The sequence below is a fragment of the Kitasatospora sp. NPDC053308 genome, from assembly GCF_055585785.1.
The window spans coordinates 40,909-65,696 of the sequence record NZ_JBVJJY010000027.1; the positions used below are offsets into that span (position 1 = coordinate 40,909).

At 74.5% G+C, this 24,788-nt stretch carries 23 protein-coding genes and 1 pseudogene; 10 read left to right on the forward strand and 14 right to left on the reverse strand.

Features of this window, described 5'->3' with window-relative positions:
• Positions 1-12 precede the first annotated feature (12 nt).
• The 3 genes from ACZ6Y7_RS34970 to ACZ6Y7_RS34980 all read left to right on the forward strand — a co-directional run bounded on the left by ACZ6Y7_RS34970 (position 13) and on the right by ACZ6Y7_RS34980 (position 3,535).
• On the forward strand, positions 13-2,205 hold the full coding sequence (locus ACZ6Y7_RS34970; RefSeq protein WP_465761982.1) for an MMPL family transporter: 2,193 nt from the start codon (positions 13-15) through the stop codon (positions 2,203-2,205).
• A gap of 59 nt (positions 2,206-2,264) precedes the next feature.
• Positions 2,265-2,426, forward strand: a complete 162-nt coding sequence (locus ACZ6Y7_RS34975; RefSeq protein ID WP_465761983.1) for a hypothetical protein — start codon at positions 2,265-2,267, stop codon at positions 2,424-2,426.
• Between the two features lie 749 nt (positions 2,427-3,175).
• Positions 3,176-3,535: a hypothetical protein gene (locus tag ACZ6Y7_RS34980; RefSeq protein WP_465761984.1), complete on the forward strand. Its 360-nt coding sequence runs from the start codon at positions 3,176-3,178 to the stop codon at positions 3,533-3,535.
• Positions 3,536-3,867: 332 nt separating this feature from the next.
• Here the strand turns inward: ACZ6Y7_RS34980 and ACZ6Y7_RS34985 are convergent.
• The 3 genes and pseudogenes from ACZ6Y7_RS34985 to ACZ6Y7_RS34995 form a co-directional block, all read right to left on the reverse strand.
• A pseudogene (locus tag ACZ6Y7_RS34985) lies at positions 3,868-4,143 on the reverse strand (NF041680 family putative transposase); the annotation flags it as partial.
• Between the two features lie 217 nt (positions 4,144-4,360).
• Positions 4,361-4,648 (reverse strand): hypothetical protein, encoded by a 288-nt coding sequence (locus ACZ6Y7_RS34990; protein ID WP_465761985.1) that lies wholly within the window; start codon positions 4,646-4,648, stop codon positions 4,361-4,363.
• 290 nt (positions 4,649-4,938) lie between these two features.
• Positions 4,939-5,397 (reverse strand): hypothetical protein, encoded by a 459-nt coding sequence (locus tag ACZ6Y7_RS34995; protein ID WP_465761986.1) that lies wholly within the window; start codon positions 5,395-5,397, stop codon positions 4,939-4,941.
• A 478-nt stretch (positions 5,398-5,875) separates the two neighbouring features.
• On the opposite strand from ACZ6Y7_RS34995, the gene ACZ6Y7_RS35000 reads away from it, so the two are divergent.
• Together ACZ6Y7_RS35000 and ACZ6Y7_RS35005 are read left to right on the forward strand one after the other, a co-directional pair.
• Positions 5,876-6,163 (forward strand): response regulator transcription factor, encoded by a 288-nt coding sequence (locus tag ACZ6Y7_RS35000; RefSeq protein ID WP_465761987.1) that lies wholly within the window; start codon positions 5,876-5,878, stop codon positions 6,161-6,163.
• Between the two features lie 256 nt (positions 6,164-6,419).
• Entirely contained in the window at positions 6,420-7,763 is a 1,344-nt protein-coding gene (locus tag ACZ6Y7_RS35005) for a hypothetical protein (RefSeq protein WP_465761988.1), read from the forward strand.
• A gap of 304 nt (positions 7,764-8,067) precedes the next feature.
• Here the strand turns inward: ACZ6Y7_RS35005 and ACZ6Y7_RS35010 are convergent, their stop codons facing one another.
• The 6 genes from ACZ6Y7_RS35010 to ACZ6Y7_RS35035 form a co-directional block, all read right to left on the reverse strand.
• The gene (locus ACZ6Y7_RS35010; protein WP_465761989.1) at positions 8,068-8,373 is read right to left on the reverse strand and encodes an FtsX-like permease family protein; all 306 of its coding nucleotides are present in this window, start codon (positions 8,371-8,373) and stop codon (positions 8,068-8,070) included.
• A gap of 297 nt (positions 8,374-8,670) precedes the next feature.
• Positions 8,671-9,744 (reverse strand): Fic family protein, encoded by a 1,074-nt coding sequence (locus tag ACZ6Y7_RS35015; protein ID WP_465761990.1) that lies wholly within the window; start codon positions 9,742-9,744, stop codon positions 8,671-8,673.
• On the reverse strand, positions 9,741-10,325 hold the full coding sequence (locus ACZ6Y7_RS35020) for a DUF6426 family protein (RefSeq protein ID WP_465761991.1): 585 nt from the start codon (positions 10,323-10,325) through the stop codon (positions 9,741-9,743). The genes ACZ6Y7_RS35015 and ACZ6Y7_RS35020 overlap by 4 nt, the downstream gene beginning before the upstream one ends.
• Before the next feature lie 115 nt (positions 10,326-10,440).
• On the reverse strand, positions 10,441-13,290 hold the full coding sequence (locus ACZ6Y7_RS35025; RefSeq protein WP_465761992.1) for a helix-turn-helix transcriptional regulator: 2,850 nt from the start codon (positions 13,288-13,290) through the stop codon (positions 10,441-10,443).
• Between the two features lie 170 nt (positions 13,291-13,460).
• Positions 13,461-14,282: a phytanoyl-CoA dioxygenase family protein gene (locus ACZ6Y7_RS35030; RefSeq protein ID WP_465761993.1), complete on the reverse strand. Its 822-nt coding sequence runs from the start codon at positions 14,280-14,282 to the stop codon at positions 13,461-13,463.
• Positions 14,283-14,348: 66 nt separating this feature from the next.
• Positions 14,349-14,564 carry a hypothetical protein gene (locus ACZ6Y7_RS35035; RefSeq protein WP_465761994.1) on the reverse strand — a complete coding sequence of 72 codons (216 nt, stop codon included), beginning with the start codon at positions 14,562-14,564 and terminating at the stop codon, positions 14,349-14,351.
• Between the two features lie 252 nt (positions 14,565-14,816).
• Between ACZ6Y7_RS35035 and ACZ6Y7_RS35040 the strand changes: the two genes are divergently transcribed.
• On the forward strand, positions 14,817-15,206 hold the full coding sequence (locus tag ACZ6Y7_RS35040; RefSeq protein WP_465761995.1) for a hypothetical protein: 390 nt from the start codon (positions 14,817-14,819) through the stop codon (positions 15,204-15,206).
• 13 nt (positions 15,207-15,219) lie between these two features.
• Positions 15,220-15,393 (forward strand): hypothetical protein, encoded by a 174-nt coding sequence (locus ACZ6Y7_RS35045; protein WP_465761996.1) that lies wholly within the window; start codon positions 15,220-15,222, stop codon positions 15,391-15,393.
• A gap of 443 nt (positions 15,394-15,836) precedes the next feature.
• On the opposite strand, the gene ACZ6Y7_RS35050 is transcribed toward ACZ6Y7_RS35045, so the two are convergent.
• From ACZ6Y7_RS35050 to ACZ6Y7_RS35065, 4 genes are all read right to left on the reverse strand, one after another.
• Entirely contained in the window at positions 15,837-16,334 is a 498-nt protein-coding gene (locus ACZ6Y7_RS35050; protein ID WP_465761997.1) for a hypothetical protein, read from the reverse strand.
• A 32-nt stretch (positions 16,335-16,366) separates the two neighbouring features.
• The gene (locus ACZ6Y7_RS35055; protein WP_465761998.1) at positions 16,367-17,341 is read right to left on the reverse strand and encodes a MerR family transcriptional regulator; all 975 of its coding nucleotides are present in this window, start codon (positions 17,339-17,341) and stop codon (positions 16,367-16,369) included.
• A 527-nt stretch (positions 17,342-17,868) separates the two neighbouring features.
• A complete protein-coding gene (locus ACZ6Y7_RS35060) occupies positions 17,869-18,441 on the reverse strand; it encodes a hypothetical protein (protein WP_465761999.1) in 573 nt (190 codons plus the stop codon).
• Between the two features lie 409 nt (positions 18,442-18,850).
• Positions 18,851-19,852, reverse strand: coding sequence for an MBL fold metallo-hydrolase (locus ACZ6Y7_RS35065; protein ID WP_465762000.1), 1,002 nt, complete (start codon positions 19,850-19,852; stop codon positions 18,851-18,853).
• 295 nt (positions 19,853-20,147) lie between these two features.
• Between ACZ6Y7_RS35065 and ACZ6Y7_RS35070 the strand changes: the two genes are divergently transcribed.
• Both ACZ6Y7_RS35070 and ACZ6Y7_RS35075 read left to right on the forward strand, forming a co-directional pair.
• Entirely contained in the window at positions 20,148-21,077 is a 930-nt protein-coding gene (locus ACZ6Y7_RS35070) for a helix-turn-helix domain-containing protein (RefSeq protein ID WP_465762001.1), read from the forward strand.
• A gap of 992 nt (positions 21,078-22,069) precedes the next feature.
• Entirely contained in the window at positions 22,070-22,546 is a 477-nt protein-coding gene (locus ACZ6Y7_RS35075; protein ID WP_465762002.1) for an OsmC family protein, read from the forward strand.
• A gap of 154 nt (positions 22,547-22,700) precedes the next feature.
• Here ACZ6Y7_RS35075 and ACZ6Y7_RS35080 read toward each other — a convergent pair whose 3' ends face one another.
• Positions 22,701-23,297, reverse strand: a complete 597-nt coding sequence (locus ACZ6Y7_RS35080; RefSeq protein WP_465762003.1) for a TetR/AcrR family transcriptional regulator — start codon at positions 23,295-23,297, stop codon at positions 22,701-22,703.
• 129 nt (positions 23,298-23,426) lie between these two features.
• Between ACZ6Y7_RS35080 and ACZ6Y7_RS35085 the strand changes: the two genes are divergently transcribed.
• The gene (locus tag ACZ6Y7_RS35085; RefSeq protein WP_465762004.1) at positions 23,427-24,650 is read left to right on the forward strand and encodes an FAD-dependent monooxygenase; all 1,224 of its coding nucleotides are present in this window, start codon (positions 23,427-23,429) and stop codon (positions 24,648-24,650) included.
• The last annotated feature ends 138 nt before the right edge of the window (positions 24,651-24,788 follow it).

Below are 24,788 nucleotides of genomic sequence, written 5' to 3' on the forward strand. Positions count from 1 at the left end.
CGGAGGATTTTCGTGATCCGCGCACTGACCGGATACGCCACCAGGAACCCGTGGAAGGTGATCACCCTCTGGGTGGTGCTGGGGATCTCCCTGACTCTGCTGAGCCCGATGCTGCTCTCCCGCGTCACCCAGTCCCAGACCGCGGACTTCCTGCCCCAGAGCTACGACTCGGCCGCCGCGCTACGGATCGCCGAGGAGAACTTCGGGGCGAGGCCCGACGCCACCACGGTCACGGTGCTGGTGGCCAGGACGGACGGCAGGCCGCTCGCCGTCGCCGACCAGCAGCGGATCGAGACCGAGGCGGGGAAGCTCGCCCAGCGCCGGGTCGTCATGCCCCGGAAGGAGGACGAGCCGGCCTTCCTCGTGCCTGACCGCTCGCAGACCCCCCGCATCGCCCCTGCGATGGTGGCCCCCGACCGCACCTTCGAGCTCCTCTCCGTCGAACTGACCGGGAGCGCCGCCGACGAAGGCGTCCAAGGCGTGTACCGAACCTTCCGGGACGCCGCCCGGGCGCAGTTCGCCGACGCCGGGATGCGCACCGGGTTCACCGGGGGGCTGGCCGACTCCGTCGACACCGCCGACGCCAACCGCACCGCCGCGACGGTCGGCGGCGCACTCGTCACCGGGCTTATCGTCCTGCTCAACGTGCTGGTGTTCCGCAGCGTCCTCGCGGCCCTGCTGCCGCTGCTCGCGGTCGCCTTCATCGGCGGTGTGGCCGGCGGTGCCGTGGCCGGCGCCGCGATGCTGACCGGCCTCAAGCTCGACGCCGGTACCCCGGGACTGGTCGCCGTAGTGCTGCTCGGCATAGGCGTCGACTACCTGCTCTTCCTGCTCTTCCGCTTCCGCGAGCAGCTGCGCGCCCGGCCCGAGCAGCCCGCTCGCGAGGCGGCCGCCCAGATCTGCGCCCGGGTGGGCACCGCGATCACCTCGGCCGCGCTGACCATCGTCGCCGCCTTCGCCACCCTCGGTGTGGCGAGCTTCGGCCAGTTCCGCTCGCTCGGCCCGGCCATCGCCGTCGCCGTCTTGGTCATGCTGCTGGGCAGCCTCACCCTGATGCCCGCCCTGCTCGCCGCCTGCGGCCGGGCGATGTTCTGGCCCTCCCGCAGCCTGCGCCGGCAGCCGCGCGAGGGCTTTGCCGCCCGCTTCGGCGCGGTGGTGGCCCGGCGCCCGCTGCCGCTGCTGCTCGCCGCCGTGGCCCTGCTCGGCGCCTTGAGCGCCGGGACGGCCGGGATCCGGATGGACTACGGCGTGGGCGGCGCCGGGAAGAAGACCCCGGCCGCCGTCACCGCCGCCGAGATCTCCCGCTCCCTGCCGGCCGGTGTCTCCGACCCGACGAGCGTCTACGTCCTCGCCACCGACGGCATCGCCCTCACCCCCGGACGGCTCGACGACCTCGCCCGGGCGGTGGCCCGGGTGGACGGCGTCGGCACGGTGGGCGCGACCGTCCTCAACGCGGATCACCGCGCCGCCCGGATCGACCTCTACCTGAAGGCGGAGCCGCAGAGCCAGCGCGCCCGCGACCTCGCCTCCGGCCCGGTGCGCGCCGCCGTCGCCGCCCACACGCCCGCCGGGACCACCGCCCACGTCGGCGGCACGGCCGCGGTCTTCGCCGACGTCGCGACGGCCGTCGACCGCGACCTGGCGGTCGTCTTCCCGGTCGCGGCTGCCCTGATCGCGTTCATCCTGCTGCTGCTCCTGCGCAGTCTGCTCGCCCCGGTGGTCCTGATGCTCTCCGTCGGGCTCGGCTTCGCCGCCACTCTCGGCGCCGCCACCCTGCTGTTCCAGCGCGGACTGGGCGAACCGGGCGTCAGCTTCACCCTCCCGCTGGTGCTGTTCCTGTTCGTCGTGGCTCTGGGCACCGACTACAACATCCTCATCACCGACCGGATCCGCGAGGAGATGCACACCCCGGGCCCGGCCCGCGCCGCCGTCGCCCGCGCCGTGCGGCACACCGCGCCCGCCGTCGCCACCGCCGGCCTGGTCCTGGCCGGCTCCTTCGCCACCCTGGCCACCACTCCGGGCAGCGAACAGGTCGCCTTCGCGATGACGCTCGGCATCCTGCTCTCCGCCGTCGTCCTGTCCCTGGTCCTGGTACCCGCCGTCGCCGCCCTGTTCGGCCGCGTCCTGTGGTGGCCCGTCCGCACCGCGCGCCATGAGCGTACGGCCGCCGGGACCCCGGAGCCGGCCCGCATGCCGGTGCCCTGACGCACCGCGGGTGCCCCCGGCCGACGGGGGCACGGCACCGACGCGCCGGGCCCTCCGACGTGCTCCTCGGCACCGACGGCGCCCGGCACGTGCGCTACGGCCGCACCTACCGCAGCCTGCCCGTCATCGGCGGCGACCTGGTCGTCCACCACGAGTTCGCCGGCACCGAGGACCCCTACCTGACGACCGTCTTCCTCCTCGACGACATCGCCATCGGCTAACCGCCCCCGCACTCCCGTGGCCGGCCCCCGCTTGTGGGGCGGCGCCGACCACGGAACCGCCGCGTTCACCCCGGGTAGCGGCGAACGCGGCAGCCTGGCCGACCCGTTGAGGCGGGTCGGCCACCGGGACCGTCCCGCCGACCGCCGACCGCCCCTCTACGGCTCGGTCCCGCCGGCAGGACACCCGACGCGGTGGAGCACGAGCCCGGCTCAGCAGCCGACCCGCTGCCAAGAGCACCCCAGGCCGCAGCCGGAGCCGGCTCCGCCACGGGCCGGCAGCCGACCACCCAGCGGCTGCTCCCGGCCCGGCGGGTCCCGATCGGACCCGCACCGGAGCCCGGCTCTCCAAGGCGAGTGACCGGTGCCGCGCCGTCCCCGTCCTGCCCGCGTCCGCCCGGGCGCGGGGCGGCTGGTGTCTGACGGGTCCGGCGCCGCGCAGGCGAGCCGTCGGCCCCCGCGGGGCCTGCGTCATGGGTTTCCGAACCTCATCGAATCACTGGGGGGACGGGCCCGTCAGCGGTTTCCTTGAGTCCGGAACGAGAGGCACGACCGCAGATCGCGGAGTGTGTCGTCCGTCCCCGACCGGCCTGGGGGGGAGACCCCCACCTGGGAGTGGATCTCTCGACGGGGTCGAAGCCGCGCTCAGCGGGGGCCCGAAGCCGGGCCAGGGCGGGACGGCAGGACTCGGACCACCTCGATCACCGACATGGCATCGGGGCCACCGCAAGGCACAGGAGATGATCTTGATAGTGCGCAGGAAACTCTCGGCCGTAGCCCTCACCGGCGGCATCCTGGCCGGTGGCATGGCGATCGCCACGCCGGCCAGCGCCATCGGCCCCGTCACGTGCCCCACCAACAACAGCAGCTACCCCATGAGCCACGGCCTGGAGGTCTGGACCACGCACGGGAACTTCTGCTACGCGGGCACCCCCGGCGCGTGGAACGTCAACCAGGATGGCGTCTACAGGATCACGGCCGACTGGAACCACGGGACCTTCATCACCGACCAAGGTGCCATCGGCCTCGGGCCGACCGGAGGTCCGCGGCCCAACGAGCGCGACTTCAGTCCCACCACCTACGTCTGGAGCGTGACGATCCTCAACGGCTAGAGCGGGCCCTGGTGGCAGCCGTTCGGTTCGCCGTCGCGGTGACGGCGAACCGCACGGCTTCATCACGTCGCCGGTCCGCACAGGCCCCTGACGTCCCGCGCCGGCATCCGGCTCACGTCGTAGGCGCCCACGGCGCCGGTGTGGATCGAGCCGACGATCCGCAGTACGTCCTCCTACTGACTTCGGCTCGCCAGGGTGAGGTTGTGGTTCGAGGATCCGCCCGGTGCCGGAGGCCGTCGCCCAGCCCCATTCGACGGGGTTGAGGTCGGGCGAGTCGAACAGCCATTTTGTGATGGCGAGCCACGCGTACGCCTCCCCGGGAGCCGGACTCCGCCCACCTCGTAGCGGGCGGCGGGCCGCTGGTTCTTCGAGCCAGACGGCCGGCCGGGGCCTGGGAGGGTGGGTTTCGGTGCACGCGCTGGTGAGGGGGCCTTCGAGCGGAGGCTCCTGGACCCGCGCCGGACACGGGCGGGTGTGAACTTGTTCAGTTCCGTCGGAATCTCCCACGGGTGGCGGAGGTCGGCGACGAGCGGACGGGCGCGGCGGAGCTGGGTGTGGGCGGCGATCACCGGCCAGGTCCGGCGGTCGGCGGCCTTGGAGTCGCGCAGGCCGGCCGCGAGCCGCCGCATCGCGCCGTGCTCCCTGCCGTCGACGGACAGGCCCCAACAGGCTTTCACGGCGGTCCAGTCCGTGAGGTAGGTGCGGCGGGGGCAGCCACTCCGAGATGTCCTTGTCCGCCTTCGCGCGGTTGCTGCGCGGGGCGCACACGGCCAGGTGCCCACCCGCGAGGCGACCAGCCGCCGGCCGGACCGGTTCGACGGCCGCTCACCAGTGTGCGTGGAGGACGGCCGCTCCCGTACCGAACGTCCACACGAGCAGCAGACCCCACATACCGGGGGACGGGCGGTCCTTGCGCAGCACGGCCATGGCCATGCCGGTGAGGAGGCAGAGCAGGGCGAGTCCCTGGCACATCCAGGAGATCGCGGTGAAGGAGGGGTGGGCGGCCGTGTGTTCGGCTGCCACCCGGAGGAGGAAGGAGCCGATGAGCAGCGGCACGCTCGTGTGAGCGACGATGTCGGGGAGGGTGGAGGTGCGAGGGGCGGGGTCGGTCACGCTGGTTCCTTGACGGTGGGCGGTGTGTGGGCCGTTCCGCGCCGACGTGGGAACTGGTGGTGCGGCGGACCTGGGAGGAGGGGCGGTAGTCCGTCGACTCGCCGTCCGGCCGCGCCGCGTGTCAGCCGGGCGCCGCCCGCGCGCCGGTGCCGGCACAGGCCCGGAGCCGGGTGTGGGGAGACCGCGCGAGACTCGTCGGGCGGTCGGCCGCACTCGGTGGGCGTCCCCGTCGGACGGGCCCCGGCCCCGGTCCCCGATCCGACGGACCGGGGACCGGGGCGACGGAGCCGTCAGCCGATCAGCTTGGCGAGTTCGTCGATGACCAGGCTCTGGGCGTAGCCGCCCGCCGCCCACCAGGCGCCGCGGACGACGATGTTCTGATTGCCCATCCACTTGTCGAAGGCGTCCTTGCCTTCCTTGGCCTTGCCGATCGCCGTCTTGAAGAGCTTGGGGGACTTCTTCAGGAGCGCGACGAACTTCTCGGCGGCATCGCCCTTGGCGCTGAACACGGACACCCCCGGCGTGGGGCTGTCGCTCGCGGCGGCCTCGCTCGTGATCTCGTCCGCGATGCGCTGGATCTCGGCGAGTTCGGCCGGGGTGAGTTCGACGGTCTCGTCGCTGATCGTGGAGACCACGGCCGGCGTCCGGGCCGTCTGGTGGGGCTGCGCCGCGGTGGCGAGCGGCGCTGCGGCCATCAGTGAGGCGGTGACGGCGACGGTGGCGGCGGCAACACGCAGCTGGGAACGCACGGTTCTTGGTTTCCTTCCATCGTGCGCCGGGGGCAGCAGGCGGGCTGTCCGGTACGTCCCGGGCCTGTCCTCGCTTTCCGAGAGCTCGTCCGGCGGCGGACAGAAGTCTCGTCAGTTCGCAGTAGTACGAATAGTGGACTTCGGGGCCGGTGTACCGAGGTGCACCGGCCCGTCGACGACCGGAAGCCCTGGCCGCGGTGCGGCCGAGGAGCGCCGCGACGCCGGGACACGGCGGCGGCGCAGGGCAGTGTGCCGGACGGGGCGCCCGGTCGCCGGCTCTCGGGCCGGCCGCTCCCCCGAGGGGGTGCTTGGGGGTGCCTTGCCACCTGGAACCTTCCGGACGGTGTTCCTAGGATCGGAGGCGACGACCTCGGGCGCGACGATTCAGGGCGCTTCCCGGCGGCTGCAGGGCCCGATCCCTCCCGCCCTGCCCCTCCCGCCGCGCCGATCACAGCGCCACCACCGCACGAAGGACGCCATGCCCATCCCTGCCCTCATCGACACCAGCAGCTGCGTGTGCGAGAGGAACGCCCTTCACGCGCCGCGTGACTTGACGACCCTGACCGAACGGGAGACCAGTGTCCTGTTGCTCCTGTCCTCCGGCCTCGGCAACGCGCCCATCGCCCACCGGCTGGGGATCACCGAGCGCACCGTGAAGAAGCACGTCACCACAGTGCCGGACAAACTCCGCGTCACCTCCCGGCTCGAAGCGGCGCTGATCGCCAGCCGCCAGCACCATGAGATCTGCTGCCGTACCGGCTCGTGATCCCTTCCGGCCCCGACCGCCCGGTCCACCGGGCGCCTCCGGCACCGGCAGGGGCCGTCGGGACCTGAGGCCGGGACGACGAGTGCGACCGCCTCCGGCGGCAGCCGGCGGCGCAGGAAGCCCGGCGTCTGATCGCACCGCCGGGTCGCGGCTGTCGGCCCGGTCCCGGAGCATGCCGCGGCGTCTGACACCCGGAAGAAGTGCGTGTACGATTTGCCATCCTGTCGACAGAGCACAGCAGAACCAGGTCACCTCCATGACGCATCCCCTCACCGTGCTGCGGGCGGCGCTGGGCCTGTCGCAGCCCCAGTACGCCCGTCTCGTCGCGCGCACGCACGCGGATCTCGGCCTGGGGCGGATGTCCGCCCGCCGGGAGAAGGTGAGCCGCTGGGAGTCGGGGCGCATCGCGCCCGAACGCTCCGCGCAACTCGCCATGGCTCACATCCACGGGGTGTCGGCCTGCGACGTCGCCCGCCTCGGCTGGCCGTTCTGGATCCACCTGGCCGCCGGTGACGGCATCCCGCTGGACGCCGCCCGCACCGACCCGCGGCTGCACATCCCCCGGGCGCGGCCGGTCCCCCGATCCGGAGGTCCTGCGGCGTTCGCGCTGCGGGGCCGAAAGCTGACCGGCCACCTGCGCCAAGCCCTGGCCACGCTCGCCTCCCCGCAGCGCCTCCCCCGGCGCGCGGCGAACGGACGATCCGTCGAACGCGTCGACTGGATCGAGGCGCGGACTGCGGCTCTCGAGGAGCACATGCTCGCCAGCCTCCTCCCGACCCGGTTCCTCTACGGCGCGGCGCACACCGAACACCGGCAGGTCGTGCGCCTCCTGGCCGCCGCGGGCGACGACGGCCCGACCGCGCGCCGCCTCGGCCGACTGTCCGCACGCACCGCCCTGCTGTGCTCCGGGTTCAGCTGCGCCCTCGGGGAGCTGGCCCACGCCGAGCGCCACGCCCTGACGGCCATCGGGGCGGCCGCAGCCGCAGGGGACGGGGACCTCACGGCGGCCGCCATGACACAACTCGCCCGTCACCATCTGCTGGCGGGCGGCGCCGACGACGCCCTCGGGCTCCTCGGCGCGGCCCGCACGGCGGCCCCTGTCCTGCCCGCGCCCACAGCACTCGAGGCGCACAATTGCGAGGCTTCGGCGTCCGCTCAACTCGGCCGGGCCACCGACGCCCTCCGAGCGCTGGACCGTGCGGCCGAGGCCTTCACCGCGTCGCACCGCGACGCGACCGCCGCCGCGGACCCGGAGGCCTACCGCCGTTTCGTCGCCATCGGCCGGGCGGCGGTCTGGTCCTTCCTCGGCCAGCACCGCAAGGCCAAACCCCAGCTGGCCGTCCTGGCGGACAGCCTCGCCGCCCAGGACGGTTCCCTCCCGTCGCCCTACAGCGCGCTCTGGTTCCTCTACGTCGTCAACGGGCACCTGTCACTCGGTGAACTCGACGTCGCTGCCGACGCCGTCCACCGCGCCGGCGCCCTCACCGGCGGACTGCCACCCGTGCTGGCCGCCGACCTCCGTCAGCTCCTGGACCCGCACCGGCACGAACGTCTGCTGCGCGAGGCGCTCGACGGGCTCAGGGCCGCGAGCGGACCGTGAGCGCATCCGCCCGCCCGGACCGGCGGCCGTCCCGCGGCCGGTACGTTCCGATACCGGGCACCCGGCGATGACCACAAGCCGCTGCGGCCGGTACCGCCACGATCGCCTCCGCAGCAGCACGGTGATCGGCGCCTCCCGGTGCCACCGGGCCCCCGGGGAGGCCTCCGCCCCGGCGCAGCGGGCGCGGTGGACGAGACCGCCGCCCGCTCGGGGGCCCCGGCGCGGCCGCGGCGCGCCTTGCGGCCGACCACGGCCCTGCCCGGAGGACGACCGCAGCGCTCTCGCTGACTGCTCACGCCGGCCCTCACTCGTTGTGCAGCACCTTGGCGATCGTCAGCCGGGCCGCCGAACGGGCGGGGACCACCGCGCCCAGGGCGGCGAGGACGACGCCGGAGAACACCAGCACGGTGACGTCGCCGAGGTGCCGGACGTCCCGCATCGACGACGGGAAGTCGATCCCGCCCGCGTGGCCGGTGACCGGCAGGATCAGGGAATGGGCCAGCATGCCCAGCGGCAGCCCGACGAGCCCGCCCAGCAGGCCGAGCGCGGCCATGGAGGTGACCGTCACGGCGGTCACCTGGCGGGGTGTCATGCCGATGGACTTCAGCATGCCGAGGTCCCGGCGCCGCTCCCGCGTGTGGTCAGGGTCGGAGCGTGCCCTCCCGGCCCGCACCTGCACAGGCGGGCGGTGACGGTCCGCAGGGTCAAGACCCGCGTGCGAGTGCGGCGGACGGACCGGGCCGAGACCTACGCCGAGGTCGCCCGCCGGCGAGGCCCGCTCCGGCCCCGTCGAGCTGCTCCGTCTGCCCTCGCCGCCGACCGGCTACTCCCGCCCTGGACGTGGCCGCCTTCGTCCCGCGGGGCCGGACCGCACTCCCGGTGCCGACCGCCGCGCCACCGCGGGCGCTCAGTCACCCGGCTCCGCGTAGGGGGCGTCGAGGAGGGCCAGCAGCCGGGGCTGGACCAGCGCGCCGGGCAGCCGGGGGTGCGGGGCGAGGATTCCGGCGGCCCTCAGCCGGGCGATCGCGGGAGCCGCCGACCCGGGCGCGATCCGCCCGCCCACCGAGTCGGCGGAGACCGCGGGGGCGGAGCGGAACGCGCCCAGCACCGCGACCGCGTCCTGGTCGTCGGCCACCAGCTCGGCGGTGCCGTCGAGGACCCGGCGGTACTCGGCCAGCGTGGCCGTCCGGTGTCGGGCGGTCTCGGTCACGGCCCGGGCGAACAGCGCGCCCCAGCGATGGGGTTCGCCCTCGGCGGCGGCGACCACGGCCTGGTCGAGCGCCTCCCGGTTGAGGTCGGCCCAGCCTTCCAGGTCGAGCAGCAGCCCGGGCAGCAGCCCCGCGCCCACCAGATCGCACTGGGCCAGCAGCCGGGCGGTGCGCCCGTTGCCGTCCGGGAACGGGTGGACGGTGTACAGCCGCACCATCTGCAGCGCCGCCGCGTCCAGCGCGGGCGAGGTGGTCCGGGTCCCCCAGCGGTACCAGCGTTCCACGTGCCCGTGCAGCGCGCGTCCCGGGGCCACCGCGACGACGAAGCGCTGTCCGTCCGGCCAGGTGACGGTGGCGGGGGTGCGCCGGAATCCGCCCCCGCCGGGGACATCGGGATCGGCGGCCACCAGCAGCCGGTTCAGCTCGGCGAGCGCGGCCGGGGTGAAGCACGGCCGCTGCCCGGGGCGTTCGGCGAGTTCGGCGCGGACCGAGCGGACCGCCAGCAGGCCTGCCGCGACCCGCTGTTCGGCCGCCGCGGTCACCTGCTCAGCGAGCAGGCGCGGGTCCGCCGACCTGACGCGCGGGAAGTGCAGCCTGGTACGGACCCGGGGCCGGTGGAACAGATCGGGATCCGCCAAGTACCGTGCGGCGTCGGACAGTTCCGCTAACGCGCCGAGGGCCCGGGCCCGGTCCTCGGCGGGCACGGCCTCGGCGCCGAGCGGCGGCACGACGGGCTTGATCCGCCGCGCCGCCGCAGGGAGCTGACGGGTCATGAGCAGGGCGCGTCGACGACCGTGCCGGTCGCCTTGTCCACGTCCACCGTCTGGGTGGAGCCGTTGGGCATGGTGACCGCGTAGGTGATGGTCTGGTGCTCGGAGAACAGGCCGTAGCTCTGGCCCGAGAGGAGTTTGACGTCCACGCTGTACGACAGCGTACGGCTGCTGCTGAACTCGGCGCCGATGCTCGCCTTGAGGGCGTCCACCACCGAGGCCGAGAGCGAGGACGACACCTTGTAGCCGCTGAACACGTCGATCGTGACCTTCAGGGGGACCGGGTAGAGCTGGGTGTTGACCTTGCAGAACTCCTTCTTCCGGGTGACCTCGCCGACCGAGACGACGTGCGCCGACAGCGAGCCACCGCCGCCGCCGTACCACGGCACACCGCCCACGCCGCTCTCGGGGGGATTGGCGCCGGTCACGATGATCGGGTCGTTGACACGGTTCGGGTCGTCCCACGGGTCGCAGTTGGTGTAGCAGTCGGCGGCGGCCGCCACCTGCGGCACCACCAGGGCGGGTACGGCGGTCAGGACGGTGACGCCGAGGGCGACGGCCCCGAGGGCGCGCTTGAGCTGCATGCTCTCTCCACGGAAGAGGTGTTCGAAGGGGAACGCCGAGGAGTCTGCCCCGGGCCCGGATGCCCGGGCATCGGCAGAACTACGCAAGGTACGTACCGAACCACCGGCCCCGGCCTCAGGTCTGACGGCGCAGCAGCCGCGCCAGGGCGGAGCGCGAGGAGACGCCGAGCTTGCGGTAGACGCTGCCGAGGTGGGTGTCGACCGTCCTGGGACTGAGCACCAGGTGTCCCGCGATCTGACGGGAGGACAGCCCGTCGGCAGCCAGTTCGGCCACCTCGCGCTCCCGGGCGCTCAGCACGGTGACCGGGTCCCCGGTGGGAGCCGCCGCGGGCGCGCCGGCCGCGGTCAGGGCGGCCCGCACCCGGGCCCCGTCCTCGCACAGCCGCAGCGCCCCGCAGGCGCGGGCCGCCTCCAACGCCTCGTCCAGCGGCGCCAGTGCCGCGGCTGGGCCGTGCACCTGGGCCAGCACCGGAGCGGCGGCGATGACCGTCCAGGCGTACTGGACCGGCATCCGCAGGCCGCGCAGCACCCGGGCCGCGCCCATCGCCAGCTCGGCCGAGCGCGCTGGGTCGCCTTCCGCGAAGGCGAGGGCGGCGGCAGCCCGGTCGGCCTGGGTCTGCTGGAAGGGCAGCCTTCCCAGCCGTGCCGAGGACTCGTCGGCCGCCCTGACGCTGCGCCGGGCGGTGTCGAAGTCCCCGCAGAGCAGCGCCGCCGTGGTCATCAGCGCGAACAGCGAGGGGTGGGCGGCGGGTTGGAGCAGATGGAGGTCCTCGCCGCCGCTGTCCTCCAGCAGGGTCCGCAGGCACGCCGCCGGGTCCCCGGCCACCAGCTGGGCCTGGGCCAGCAGCCCGACGGCGGAACCCGCCCACCAGCCGGTGCCGGGGACGGTGTGCCGCAGGCCCTGTTCGGCCAGGGCCAGCACCTCGGCGGTCCGCCGCCGGGGCGCGACCCAGAGCAGGGCGCTGGCGCGCATCGCCATGGCCAGTCCGACCACGTCCGGGGCGCCGATCTCGCCGCCGAGCCGCTCGGCCTCGCGGGCGTGCCGCTGGGCGGCGTCCAGGCGGCCGGCCCACTGGTCGAGGATCGACAGGCCGAGCAGGTGGTTGACCGCGATGTGCTTGTGGGCGCCGCCGCTGGTGGTGGCCAGACCCCGCGTCAGGTGCCGGTGGGCATCGGTGAAGCGCTCCAGGTACAGCTCCGCGCAGCCGAGCAGGGCGAGCACCTCGGGCGCGCGTCCGGCGATGGTGTCCGGGGCGGCGTCGACCATCCGGCCGCACCGCTCGGTCTCCGGCCCGGCCCGGGGGACGTCGCCGGCGTACGCGTCGCAGAAGGTGGCCAGCACCTCCAGCGCGGTGCGGGCCTCGGTGTCCGGGGCGCTGGCGGTGGCGGCCCGGCGGGCGAGGTCGCGGACCCCGGCCACGGTGCCCCGGACGGCGCGCAGCAGCCCGTAGTCGAACACCAACTCGCCGGTGGAGGTGGGCAGGGGGGACGGCAACGGGTCGGGCAGCCGGTCGATGACGGTGCGCGCCATCGCCTCGGCCTCGGCGTACCGGCCCAGCAGCCGCTCGATGCCGACGCAGACCGCCAGGGCCCGGACGTCGAGCGGCGCGGGCAGGCCGCCGGGCGTGCGCAGCAGCTCGTGCCCGAGCGTCCGGGCCTCGTCCAAGCGGCCCGCCGCGGTCAGTGCCCGGCAGCGGCTCAGGGTCAGAGCCGCCCGGGTGCGGGCGTCGAACGCGCCGTCTGCGGCGGGGGCGGTCTCGAGGGCGGTCTTCAGCCAGCGGGCGGCGGTGGCAGGCGAGCGGGCGAGCACCTCGGCCGCGCCCCGGACGAGTACCGGCAGCGCGCCCTCCGGCTCCCCGCCGATGAGCAACTGCTCGGCGTGGCGGGCCCGCAGGGCCGCGGGGGCGCCACGGGTGTCCAGCAGCTCCAGGGCTCTGCGATGGGCCTCCAGCCGGCGGCCGGGGTTGAGCCGGTGGTGGACCAGGCGGCCCAGCACGGGGTGCCGGAACACGAGATCACCGCCCGGACCGGCGGAGCGGACCAGATCGGCCCGGGCGAGTTCGGCGAGCGCGTCGGCGGTGGCGCCGGCCGGTTGCCCGGCCACCTCGGCGACGTCCCCGAGCCGGAAGGGTTCCCCGAGCACGCAGGCCGCGGCCAGCACCGCGGCGGGCCCGGCCGGCAGGTCGTCGAGTTCGGCCAGCAGCGGCGCGGCGGCGCGCAGCAGCGGACCGGCGGCGGCGTCGGAGCGCTCCGGCCAGTGGTCCGGGTCGGGCCCGGCCGCGAGCAGGAGGTGGAGGATGCGCGGATTGCCGCCGGAGGCGGCGTGCAGCCGTGGGGCCCGGCCTTCGGCGGTGTCGGGGAGCAGGGCGGCGATGGCCTCGGTGGTCAGCGGCGCGGGTTCCAGGCGGACGGCGGTTTCGGCCCGGCCTGCCTCGTCCAGCGCGGCCAGCAGGGCGGGCGGGGTCTGCCGCGGCCGGTGGGCGAGCGCCAACAGCAGGCGGTCCGGCGGTGGTTCGTCGAGGAGGCGCTCGACCAGGCGCGCGGAGGCCGGGTCGCAGAGGTGGAAGTCGTCGAGCAGGAGGACGGTGCCGATGGCGTCCCGGCCGCGGTCGCGCAGGGCCCGCATCACGTCGTGCTCGGCCCCGGTGTCCCAGGGGACGGTGTCGAGGCCGTCCGCTTGGGCCCGGGCCCAGGCGTCCCGGAAGACCTGGTAGGGCTTGGCGTGCGGGCTCTCCGCCCGGGCGCGCAGGACGGTGGCGCCGCGTTCGGCGGCCATCCGGGCGAGGAGTCGCAGCAGGGCGGTCTTGCCCAGGCCGGGATCGGCTGCGAGGTCGAGCGCCGTGCCCTGACCGGCGGTGAGCCGGTCGACCGCGCGGGTGAGCGCGGAGCGCTCCGCCTCGCGTCCGGGTAAGGCCGGGCGGCCCGATCCCGACGGACCCGGCACCGGTCCCGACAGCACTGGCATGCCCCTGCCCCTCCGACGTGCGCGAACGCCGACGCGGGCATGTTAGCGATCTTCACAACCGTCTTACAAGGAGCTCCCGTCCCGGCAGCCGATGAGGGGGCCGGCACCCGGCGGAGGTCTCAACGACGCCTCCCTGGAACTCGACGACGCCGCCCTGAAACGGCACGCCGTCACCACCAGTCCAGGCCCAGGCCCTGGCCGGCGTGGCCGGCCGGCGCGGGGGTGTGCTGTCCCAGGCCGCGGCGGATCGCGATCTCCACGGGCGAGTACGCTCCGTCGGCCCGCTCCAGCTCGTACGGCGCCGCCGGCAGCAGCGGCGGCTGGGCCATGAAGCGCGGCAGCGTCCCGCGGTGCGGTTGCGCGGCGTGCACCAGGAACGGGTGGCACAGGAAGACGTCGCCCGGAGATCCGGTGGCGAGTGCGAGTGGCCGGTGCTCGGACGCCGCCACCACGTCGGGCGCGAGGGTCAGCACGCTCGCCCCGTCCTCGCCGTACCGCTCCAGCACCTTGGGTACGTCGAGGTGCGAACCGACCCTGATCCGGGTCGGGGCGTCCTCCTCGCCGACCTCGCTGAACAGGAACAGCATCAGCAGCGCCCGGCCCTGGGAGCGCAGGTTGGCGAAGTACCAGCTCTCGCCCTCCGGAAGGTAGCTGCCCTCGATGTGCCAGCCCGCGTCGGCCGGCTCCTCCGCGTGCGGGAAGCGCAGCGGGAAGGTGCCCAGCGAGTAGCGCGGCTCCCAGCGCCCCGCGCCCACGAGCAGGTCGTACGCGTGGTGCAGGGCAGGTGAGTTGGGTGCGGCGGCGAACGGGCCCTGCGCCATGCCGCCCACCCAGTGCACGGGCTGCGTCCACGTCGACGGGTCGTCCGGGTCGCAGCCCGTCTCCCGCCACAGCAGCCGCCCGCAGTCCGCGGCCACCCGCGGCGCGACGGCGCCTTCCAGCTTCACGAAGCCGTCGCGCAGGAACCGGGAAACCAAGGTCGTGTCATCCATGCCCTCATCGTGCGGCGATCGCCGATCCGGCCACCCGACATTCCCCGCACCGCCTTTGTCGGGTGGTCACGACCGCCCTCCCGCCGTCCATCCGGTCGCCCCTCCACCGCCGTCGGGTCCCCGGCCGACACGGGCCGCCGGGCCGGCGTGGGCGGGGCGGGCCGTCTCGCCGCGTCGGGCCAGCGCGCCGAGGACGGCCGTCAGGGCCCGGCTCCGCTCCCAGCCGTCCGCGAGGGCGCGGGCCAGGACCTCGGCCCGGTCGGTGTCCCCGGACCAGGCCATCGCCTCGACGATCTCGGCCTTCCGCGCCGCGTCCGGCGCGCGGGGCCGCCGACCCGCGCGCCGGGCCTGGCTTAGGTGGGTCTGATGGTCGGGCCGGTCTCGGCGGGGCGGCCGTCTGTGACCCAGAGGCACCCCCGAGGCACCTCTGGATCCCTTCCCCCAAAGGATCTTCCCTTCTTAGCCTTACCCCAGGCAATAAGGAACGGGGTCCTCATCGGAACCGCTCCTCCGAAGCGTATGGAGAATCTGCAAATGAAGCGCGCCATATCCGGCATAATTTCCACAGCCCTGCTCGGCGGTGTTCTCGTGACCGGCACTGCGGGTACAGCGTTCGCGGCAGGCCAGTCCACAGGGAGTCAAGCCGCCGTAACCGAGGCCAAGGACGTATCCCCCATCGCTGGGGTCGACCCGGTCGGCGAGCGGCGGTCGATGTGCCTGTGGAAGCAGGACGCGAACGACTGCGCATCGCTGCTGGTCAGCAAGAAGATGACGGACATGGTGAAAAATTGCCTTGTGAAGGCGGGGATCGGCGGAGCAGGGGCGTTCGTTATCGGCAAGTATGTCAGCAAGGATGTCGCCAAGGACATCGCGGCAAAGGTCGTCGGCGCCGGGGCGACAGCCTGCCTGTCATCCTTCTCGTAACGGCGAGCGTGCAATGGCGATCAGGATAATTGCCACGCTCGTCTGGACTGCTGGGCTCATCGGGGTTGTCAAGCTGCTGAGCGGAAACGACTTGGCGCAGTACGCCGCCATCTTCATTCTGAGTGGCCTCTACGCCCTGCTGATAGACAAGCTGCCCTCGCCGAGGAAGCACGACGAGGGCCACTGATCCGAACCAGGATGTGCACATTCCAGCCCCCGGACGGACACCGGCCGGGGGCTGGAAGGAGTTCCTGGACAGCCGGCCCAGACAGGACGGCGGGCCTCCCACGCTCGGCTGCCTTCTCACGGCCTATCGGCTGCGGCGGGGGCGGGGGCGGCGAAGAGCAGGCCGCCCGCGCCGATGGCGCGGAGACCGGCGAGGCCGGAGATGGCGGCGACGCCGACGACCTGGCTGTGGCGGCGCTCCGTGCGGTAGGCGTGCGGGCAGTCCTCGGCGGCCGACTCGTTCGGCGGGAGGACGGCGGTGGGTCATGGAGGAAGTCCCGGCCGCTTCTTCGGCGGCCGGGACCGGTCCTCCGGGCGACCGAGCGCTTCGGTCGGCCGGTCGAGCGAAGTCTGCGGCCAGGGGCGATGCCCCGGTGACGGGAGAGGTGCGGCCGGCATGACGGCTCACGCTTGAGGAGGGGTCAGGCCCCTCGCGATCCGGCTGACCATGCTGCGTGCTTCGGCGACCTGCAGCCGCGGAAACTCGAAGCTCAACACCCCTGCGCCGGCCACGCCGATGGAGACTCTGAGCGACTGCGCCACGCCTGCGATCAGTTCCGGCTCGGACAGCCATGCGAGCTGGTCCAGAGCGTAGGAATGCAGGAGCTTCTTCGGTTTGGCGACGAGGGTACCCCCGATCGAGAAAACCATCAGGCGCCGGCTGGTGAGCCCGACGATGAACCGGCCCGGCAAGGGAAGCTGCGCAGCGGGAACGTCCGCCTTGGCACCGCTCGTGACCACGGCCACTGCCGCTGCGCCCGCCGCTCCGGCGATTCCCGCGGCCCCACCGATCATGGTCTTGCGAACTCCGCCGACCCTGAAGCCGAGGATGCCGTACTGCACCCGTTCCCCCGGCGACAGCTCGCCGGCCAACCGCTGTCGGACCTTGTCGACCTGGGCCATGCCGTGTCCCTCCCCTCTCTGTGCCGACTCGCTTAGGCGGCGCGATGGTCTCGGAACCACTGCGCGACCTCGTCGGCGTGGGTGTCCGGCGGGAAGACCGGATAGAAGACGTGCTCGATCGTGGCGCCGCGCAGCACGAGGGTGAGGCGCTTGTAGAGCGTCTGGCCGTTGGCCTCGAACGTGGGGAGCTCCAGTTCGTCGGCGAGTGTGAGTCGGGGGTCGGAGAGCATCGGGTAGGGCAGGTGCAGCCGGTCCACGAGCGCCTGCTGGTAATCGGCCCGGTCCGAGGACAGGGCGAGCACCCGGTCGACGCCTTGTGCCCTGAGGGCGTCCAGGTTGTCGCGGAAGCCGCACGCCTCCTGGCTGCAGCCGCGGGCACCGGGAATCTCGTTCCAGCCCTCCGGGATGTCGACGGCCGGGTCTCCGGTGAGCGGGTAGAGGAACAGCACCCAGCGCCCGTCGGAAACCGCGTCCAGGCGTACGGCGGTGCCGTCCGTGCCCGTGAATGACAGGGCGGGCAGCGTACGGCCCGGCAGATGGGCGGCGGCGCCGTCGTCCACCGGGGCGGGCAGGCCGGAGGGCAGGGGGTCGGCCTGGGGCAGCATCTCGTCGGGCTCCTTCATGGGCTCAGGGCCAGCGGTGGGGGTGGGGAAACCTCGCCGGGCCGCCGCGTCCCTGCGGCGGACCAACTGGTCCCGGCTGCGGGTCAGCCGGGCGACGAGCAGGTCGAGCGCATCGATCTTCCGCTGGTAGGCGGCCAGCGACTCCGCGCAGTGATCACCCTCGTCGTGTCCTGCGCGCAGGCAGGAGAGGAACGGCTGGGTCTCCCTGGGGGCGAGGCCGAGCGCCCCGAGGCTGCGGATCTCCTCGGCCAGCCGAACGTCCTCCGCGCTGTAGTCGCGGTAGCCGTTGCCCGCACGGCCCGGCCTGAGCAGCCCGCAGTCCTCGTAGTACCGCAGCGCCTTGATCGTCACTCCGGCGGCAGCCGCCGCCTCACCCGCACGCATGAGCACCTCCTCGCCGTCCAGAACGCTAGACCCGGACCCCGGGGTCCGGGTCAAGGGTGGACCGCCGGCCTCCTCCAGCCGACCGCTTGCCGACCGCTTGCCGACCGCTCGCCGACCGCTCGCCGACCGGCACTGTCAGCCCGCCGAGTGAAGCGCTGAGTCACGCTATTTCGGTGGCACGATGGCCGCTGGAGGAGTGCTACAGCTCGACGTCCGCGGTTGAGTACCCGTACTCATGACGGGCCCGGATGTCGGCGTCAGGATGGGGCCCCGACTTCTCCGGCACCAGGCACGGGCAGCACCTGGTGCGGACCGGCTGCGGTGCCGGGCCGGGCCGGCCGCCCGGGTGCGGCGGCGGGCGCGGGCCGGGTGGCGTCGGTCATCGCGTGGTGCCTTCAGGGGCTCACGGGACGCGGTACGGGGCAGGTGCCGTCGGCATCGGCGTGCCGGGGCGGGACCTGGCCCCGCGTCAGGGGCACGGACGACGGTGTACGGCCGCTCCCCGAGGGCCACGCCCTCGCCCGGGCTCAGCCCATCGTGCAGGCGAGCTGTGCCTTGACGGCGTCGCGGATGTCCTCGGTGGCGTAGCAGTTGGCGTGGTAGACGTCGTGGAACTGCAGGTTGATGAAGTGGACGTTCACCACCTTGGTGATGATGTTGACGTTGCCCTGGGCCACGATGGTGTTGTGCGCGATGGCCACGTTCGCCGTCGGCAGCGTCTGGCCGCCCACCACACCGCCCTCGCTGTTCACCAGGTTGGTGATCTTGGTGTAGATGGTGACGTCCTTGCCCTGGAGGTTGCGGCCCACGATCGCGACCGTCCAGTCCTTGTAGCTGCGCTGCCAGGAGTAGTTGGACGCCCAGTTCAGCGCGGCCGCCGTGCCGGCCTGGAACTTGACGACCCAGTGCTGCCTCGCCAGCGGCCGGCCGCCCGGGTGGTCCCGGGGCTCCACGGGCTGCGCACTGCCGGCGCTCGCCCGACTCGATGCCGGGGTGGCGGCGGCGGCCGGAGCGGCGAGGGCGCCGCTGATGGCCAGTGCCACGGCCGCGGTGGTCACGGTCGTCTTCCACTTCCCACTGGACTGGCGACGGGTTGTCATGGTGGTGCTCCTCGTTCCTGCGCGGGCTCGCGGGCGTGCGTGCGCCCGCGGCCGGGTGGCTCCCGGCAGCGATGACTCTGTCGGACCCCCGCTCGGTACACATCAGTCATCTGACTGCCTCTCCGTGACCCTCGGAGGCGCAGCGCCCGCGCGCACCCGGGCCGGCAGCCGCGCCGGCGCGCCCGCGGGATGATCCGTGCTGCCGCGTACGGATCGAGCGCACCGTCAGCCTCGCCGGGACGGTGTTCGTGATCCACCGTCATCAGGGTGGCTGCCTAGGCCGTGTGCTTGTGGACGCGCTGCCGCTCGCCGGAGGCGCTCTGGCCGACATCGCCGAGCGGGTCGACGGCGCCCTGGGTCGTCGGATCCCCGGGGCGCCTGCTGATCTGCGTCATCGACCGCGACACCGTCACCGGCCGGTTCGGGCGGGCGGCGTCAGCGCGGCGGGCCCTGGTGCCGGCAGCGGAAGGAAAAGGAAGGGGCGGTTGAGATGGGGGGTGGCCAGGACGGTCCCGGTGCGCCCGGCCTCGGCGAGGAGGGCCTCGCGGGTGCGGCGGGCCAGGACGGGATCGGCCTCGAAGGCGTAGCGGGTCGCGGGGTCGGCGAGTTGGACGGCGTGGACCAGCACGTCGCCGGTGATCAGGAGCCGTTGTCCGCCCCCTTCGACCAGGAGGGACTGGTGGCCCGGTGTGTGGCCCGGCGTGCCGAGCAGGGTGAGCCCAGCGCCGCTCCCCCGGGGCCCGGGAAGCCGGCATCGGCCGTCGACCTGGCGCAGCAGGCCGGCTCGGCGCAGCGGGTCCACGACGTACCGCAGCGCCGAGTCGCCGGCGGCGAGCCCCGCGACCTCCGCTCGCTGGACGACGTACTGCGCGTCGGGGAAGGCCGGGACGCCGTCCGGGGTGACCGACCAGCCGTAGTGGTCCTCGTGCAGGTGGCTGAGGACGACGGTGTCGACGTCCTGCGGTCGGATGCCGGCCGCCGACAGGGCCTGCGGGAGCCGGCCGGGGACGGGCGCCCAGGTCGAGGCCGGGCTGCCCGCCGGACCGATGCCGGTGTCGACCAGGGTGGTCCGCCCGCCCGGTCCGCGCACGGCGTAGCAGCGGAAGTCCAGTTCCCAGGTGCCGTGCGGTCCGAAGGCGGCCGGGTCGAGTTCCCGCGCGTGCTCCCACGCCTGCGCCGTGGCGTCCGGGAAGGCGGCCGCGGCGGCGGCCGGGAACGTGCCGTGGGCGTCCAGCAGGGCGAGGACCCGGTACCGGCCGATCCGCCGGGCCGCCGCCCAACTGCCGTGCTCGGGTGGTGTGTCGGCCCGTGCGGACGTTGCGGTGAGCGGCCCCAGGGCGGTCGCGCCGACGGTGGCCAGGGCCCCGCGCAGCAGGGTGCGGCGCGAGGCGGTTCCCGGATCGCGGGTCATCGGTGTTCCTCCAGGGGGCGTGATGGCGGCCGACGCCTCGACCCCCGTGCGGGGCGTCGGCGGGGTCCATGCTGGCGGGGAGGGCGCGGTGCCGGCTTGCACGTTCTTGCGCGTTCGGCCGGCCGCGCGCAAGCGGCCGGAAGCGGTGATCGCCGTACCGGGCCGCGCTGTTCGCGCCCGGGGGGCGGGTCGGACGGGCGCCCCCGCGCGGGTCGGCCCGGCGGTGTCCGGCCCGTCCGACCCGTCCGACCCGTCCGACCGCGCCGGGGTCGGCCCGGGGCCTAGGCTGGAAGGCATGCCGGTCGAACGCCTCTGCCTGCTGAGCGACGACGACGTCTACGCCGCGGAAGTCGACTGCCGTCATCCGCCCCACGGATGGACGCCCGCCCGGCCGATGGAGGTGTTCGGCCTGGTGATGGTCCGCCGGGGCCTCTTCCTGGCGCGGGCGGACGGTGTGGAACAGGTGCTGGACCCGCTCAGCGTCTACGTCGAACGCCCCGGCAGCGAGCACCGGTTCGCGCACCCGTGCGGCGGCGACTCCTACACCGAGATCGTGCTCTCGGAGCCGCGGCTCGTCGAACTGCTGGCCGGGGACCCGACCGTGCCGCAGGGACTGGTGTTCACCACGCCGGGGATGACGCTGCGACAGCGGGTGCTGGCGGCGCGGGCGCGTGACCGTGCGGACGCCTTCGAACTCACCGAGCTGACCCTGGAACTCGCCTCGGAGATCCTTTCCGCCCTGCTGCCGGAGCGGATCGCCGCCGGCCTCCCCGTGCGGGTGTCGGCGCGCCGGCGGCTGGTGGACGCCGCCCGTGCCGCGCTGGCCGCGGACCTGGGATCGAGCCTGGACGAGCTGGCCCGTGCGGTGGGGTGCTCCCCGCACCACCTCAGCCGGATCTTCCGGGAGGCCACCGGCGAGGGCCTGGCCCGCTACCGCACCCGGTTGAAGGTCGCCCGGGCTCTCGACCGGATCAGCGAGGGCGACACGGGACTCGCCGCCCTGGCGGCGGAGTTGGGCTTCGCGGACCAGGCCCACATGACCCACGCCGTGCGTCGTTCGGTCGGGCTGACGCCGGGAGCGCTGCGGGCCCTGCTGGCCGCGGAGGCCGCGGAGGCCGCAGAGCCTGCGGGCGACCGGCCGGTCCGCCCCGGAGCCCGGCCGCCGTCCGGTCCGCGGCGGTCGGCCGGGGATCCACGCCTCGGTCGGACCGGCCGGAGGACCTGATCACGACGGCTGGGTCGGGCCGGGCTCTCCCCCGGCCGGATCACGACGGGGGGAGCCGTGCTGGTGGCCGGGGAAGGGTCGGCTGGTCGCGGGCTGGGACAGCGCAGGAGGTCGAGAACGCTCCACCGGCTCCGCCTCCGGAGCATCGGTGGCCGGCACCGGCCGCGCACGGAAGAGGGAGAGACCGGAAGGCCGCACGGCGTCCTGGGCACGCACCGCGTGCTGTTCGCCGCGACGACGTCGAGGCCACCGTTGCCCGCCCGCCGCCAGGACCGCCCCTCAGGGCTCAGGTCCTCGGGGCCCTACACGACGGGCCCGGCCGGCAGACTGGGGGGAGAAGTCTGCCGGCCGAGCCCGTGTACCGCCCGCCCAGGCTGCTACTAACCCCGATCGACACGGGCAAACATCGCCGTTTCCCGGCACCGGCGCCCCGGCGGGAACCGGCTGCCCGCCACCCCGTCGCTTCCGCCCGACCGAGCGGTCCGACGACGCGGCCCCGCCGACCGCGCCACCTATCGCCGCCGTGTTCTGCGTCGTCGTGCCGGCGCGGGTCGAGGGGGCCGTGCTGGAGGGGAAACGAGGTGGCGACGGCGTGCATCCGGTGCCACTGCGCGGCGCGCGGATCGAAGCGGATCGGAGGCGCGCGGCTTCGCGGTCTGGAGGATGCGCGCGGCGTGCCGGCGGTCGTTGATGCGCGGCCTCCCGGGCGGCGACCCGACCTGCTGTTCTCCGGCTTCGACGGTCTCGTCACCGGGCGGCGTGGCCGTGGTGGTGCGCGCGGTGCCCGGCGATCGGCGGGCTCGCCGTTCGCGCGGCCCAGCGGAATGCGCCCCGCGCGAGGCCTGACGGCGCCGGGCCTCGCGCGGGGCGTCCCGCTGCGGTTGACTGGCCGGGCCGCGGACCTTCCGGCCCACGGCCCGTCCGGAGTCCGTCCGGAGTCAGGACGAAGTCCGCTCGTATCCGCCCGTATCCGCCTACTCGGAGGCATCCGCATGGCCAGGCAGCACACGTACACCGCCGAGATCACCTGGACCGGCAACCTGGGCGCCGGCACCAGTGACTACCGCTCCTACTCCCGCGACCACGACGTGGCCGTCGAGGGCCTGCCGACCATCCTCGGCTCCGCCGACCCCGCCTTCCGCGGCGACCCGGCGCGCTGGAACCCGGAGCAGCTGCTGCTCGCCGCGCTCGCCCAGTGCCACCTGATGTCGTACCTGCACCAGTGCGCGGTGAACGGGGTCGTGGTGACCTCGTACGTCGACCGCCCGGTGGGCACCATGGCCGTCGCCGCCGGCAGCGGGCACTTCACCTCGGTGGTGCTGCACCCGCGGATCGAGGTCGCCGAGGCGGGCATGGTCGAGAAGGCGCTCGCCCTGCACGCGGAGGCGAACCGCGGCTGCTTCATCGCCAACTCGGTCAACTTCCCGGTGCTGCACGAGCCCGAGGTGACGGTCGCGGGACGGGCATGACGGGCCGGGCATGACGGGACGGGCATGACGGGACGGGCATGACGGGACGGGCTGACGGGCCGGGCATGACGGCCCGCTGCTCCCGGCCCGGAGCAGCGGGCCCGGAGCGGGTCGGCCGGCCGGGGCGGTCGCCGGGTGCGTCCGCCGGTCCCGGCTACCGCCCCGGCCGGTCCAGCAGCGCGGCGACGTAGGCGGCCACCTCGTCGCGCAGTTCCTCCGGCGTCGGTTCGTACCCGTGGCCGCTGCCCGCCGTCGAATTGAACAGCACGCCGTCGCACCAGCGGATCAGCCGGCGGGCGTCGGCCGCCGGCTCGGTGGAGCCGGCGCGGGCGAGCAGGGCGGCGCCGACGTCGGTGAAGCCCGCGCCCAGGCGGTCGTAGACCGCGCGCAGTTCGGGCCTGCGGGTGGCCTCCAGGGCGAGTTCCAGCCGGGCCAGGGTGAGTGTGCGGCCGGTGGTGAGCGCCCGGTGGAGCGCGTCGGCCGCGGCCTGGACCAGCTGCTCGCGCGCCGGGGCGGCGGCCGGGAGCCCTACCGTCTCGGTGAACACCGGCTGGTCGGCGGTCTCCAGCTCCAGGATCCGGACGAGCACGAGTTCGAGCAGGGCCGCCCTGGTCCGGGCGAGGTTGGAGGTCGACCCGGTGGGCAGGCCGGACTCGTCGTCGACGGCACGGTGGGTCAGCCCGCGCAGGCCGCGGTCGGCGATCAGGGCGATGGCGGCGTCGGCGATCAGGGTCGGGCGCGGCGGTGTCATGGGTCCGATCATGGCCTTTCCGGCAGGGCTCACCCAACTCACGACAGCGGCAGTGCGCCTCGCACTACACGTGTAGTACCGTACCGGCCAACGGACACTACACCTGTAGTGCGAGGAGAGGAGTGCCCCATGGGCCCGCAGCAGGCGATCGTCATCGGCGGTGGCATCGGCGGCCTCACCGCCGCCCTGGCCCTCCACCGGCAGGGCGTGCCGGTCACCGTCCACGAGCGCGCCGACTCCCTGGAACCCGTCGGCGCCGGCCTCGCCCTCGCCCCCAACGCCCTGCGCTGCCTCGACCAGCTCGGCGTCGGCCACCGGCTGCGCGCGCTCGCCGCCCCGCACCCGGCCGTCGGCGTGCGCCACCCCGCGGGCCGTTGGCTCGCCCGCACCAGCACCGCCGCCCTCGAGGCCCACTTCGGCGACCCGATCGCGGCCGTCGCCCGCGCCGAGGTGATGGCCGCCCTGGTCGACGCCCTGCCGGCGGGCACCGTCCGCACCAGCTCCCCCGCCACGCTGGTCACCCCCGGGGACGCCGACGAACCCGCCGTCGTCCGCACCGCCGACGGCGAGGAGTCCGCCGCCCTGGTCGTCGCCGCCGACGGCATCCGCTCCGCCACCCGCGGCCTGCTCTTCCCCCGGCACCCCGGCCCGCGCTACAGCGGATTCACCACCTGGCGCACCATCGTCCGCCCGGACGGCCGACCGGCCTCCGCCGGCGAGATCTGGGGGCGCGGCCGACTGGCCGGCATCGTCCCCCTGGCCGACGGCCGGGTCTACCTCTACTTCGCCGCCCTCGCCCCGGCCGGCACCCGCGCGGCCGACGAACTCGCCGAACTCCGACGGCTGTTCGGCGGCTGGTGCGCACCCCTGCCCCAGCTGCTCGCCCGGGCCGAACCCGACCGCGTCCTGCGCCACGACGTCCGGGAACTCGCAGACCCGCTCCCCGCCCACCACCACGGCCGGGTCGTCCTCCTCGGCGACGCCGCCCACGCGATGAGCCCCTTCCAGGGCCAGGGCGCCTGTCAGGCCATCGAGGACGCCGTCGTCCTCGCCTCCCTCCTCGCGCCCGCCGCCGACCTCGCCGCGCCGCTCCCCGCCTACACCGCCGCCCGACTCCCCCGCACCACCGCGCTGGTCACCGCGTCCCGGCGGGTCGGCTCCCTCGTGGCCCTGCGCAGCCCCGCCGCCACCCTGCTGCGCGACACCGCCCTCACTCTCGCCGGCCTGCTGCCCACCCGGGTCCTGCTCCGCCGCACCGAGGCCACCTACGACTGGCGGCCCCCGGCGCTCGGCGCGGCGGGCCCAGGGCGCCCGCAGACCTCCGGGAGCGGGCAGCCGAAGGCGGGCGCCTGAGACGGGGCCCGGGGCGGCGGTCAGCGCTCGGGGCGGGTTCGCGGCCCTAGGCCGTGTCTCGCAATTGATCTTGCAGGGTCAAATGTCGTTGAGCTCGTGGCGGGCAGCCCGGAAGACTGGCGCCATGAGCTCTCGACG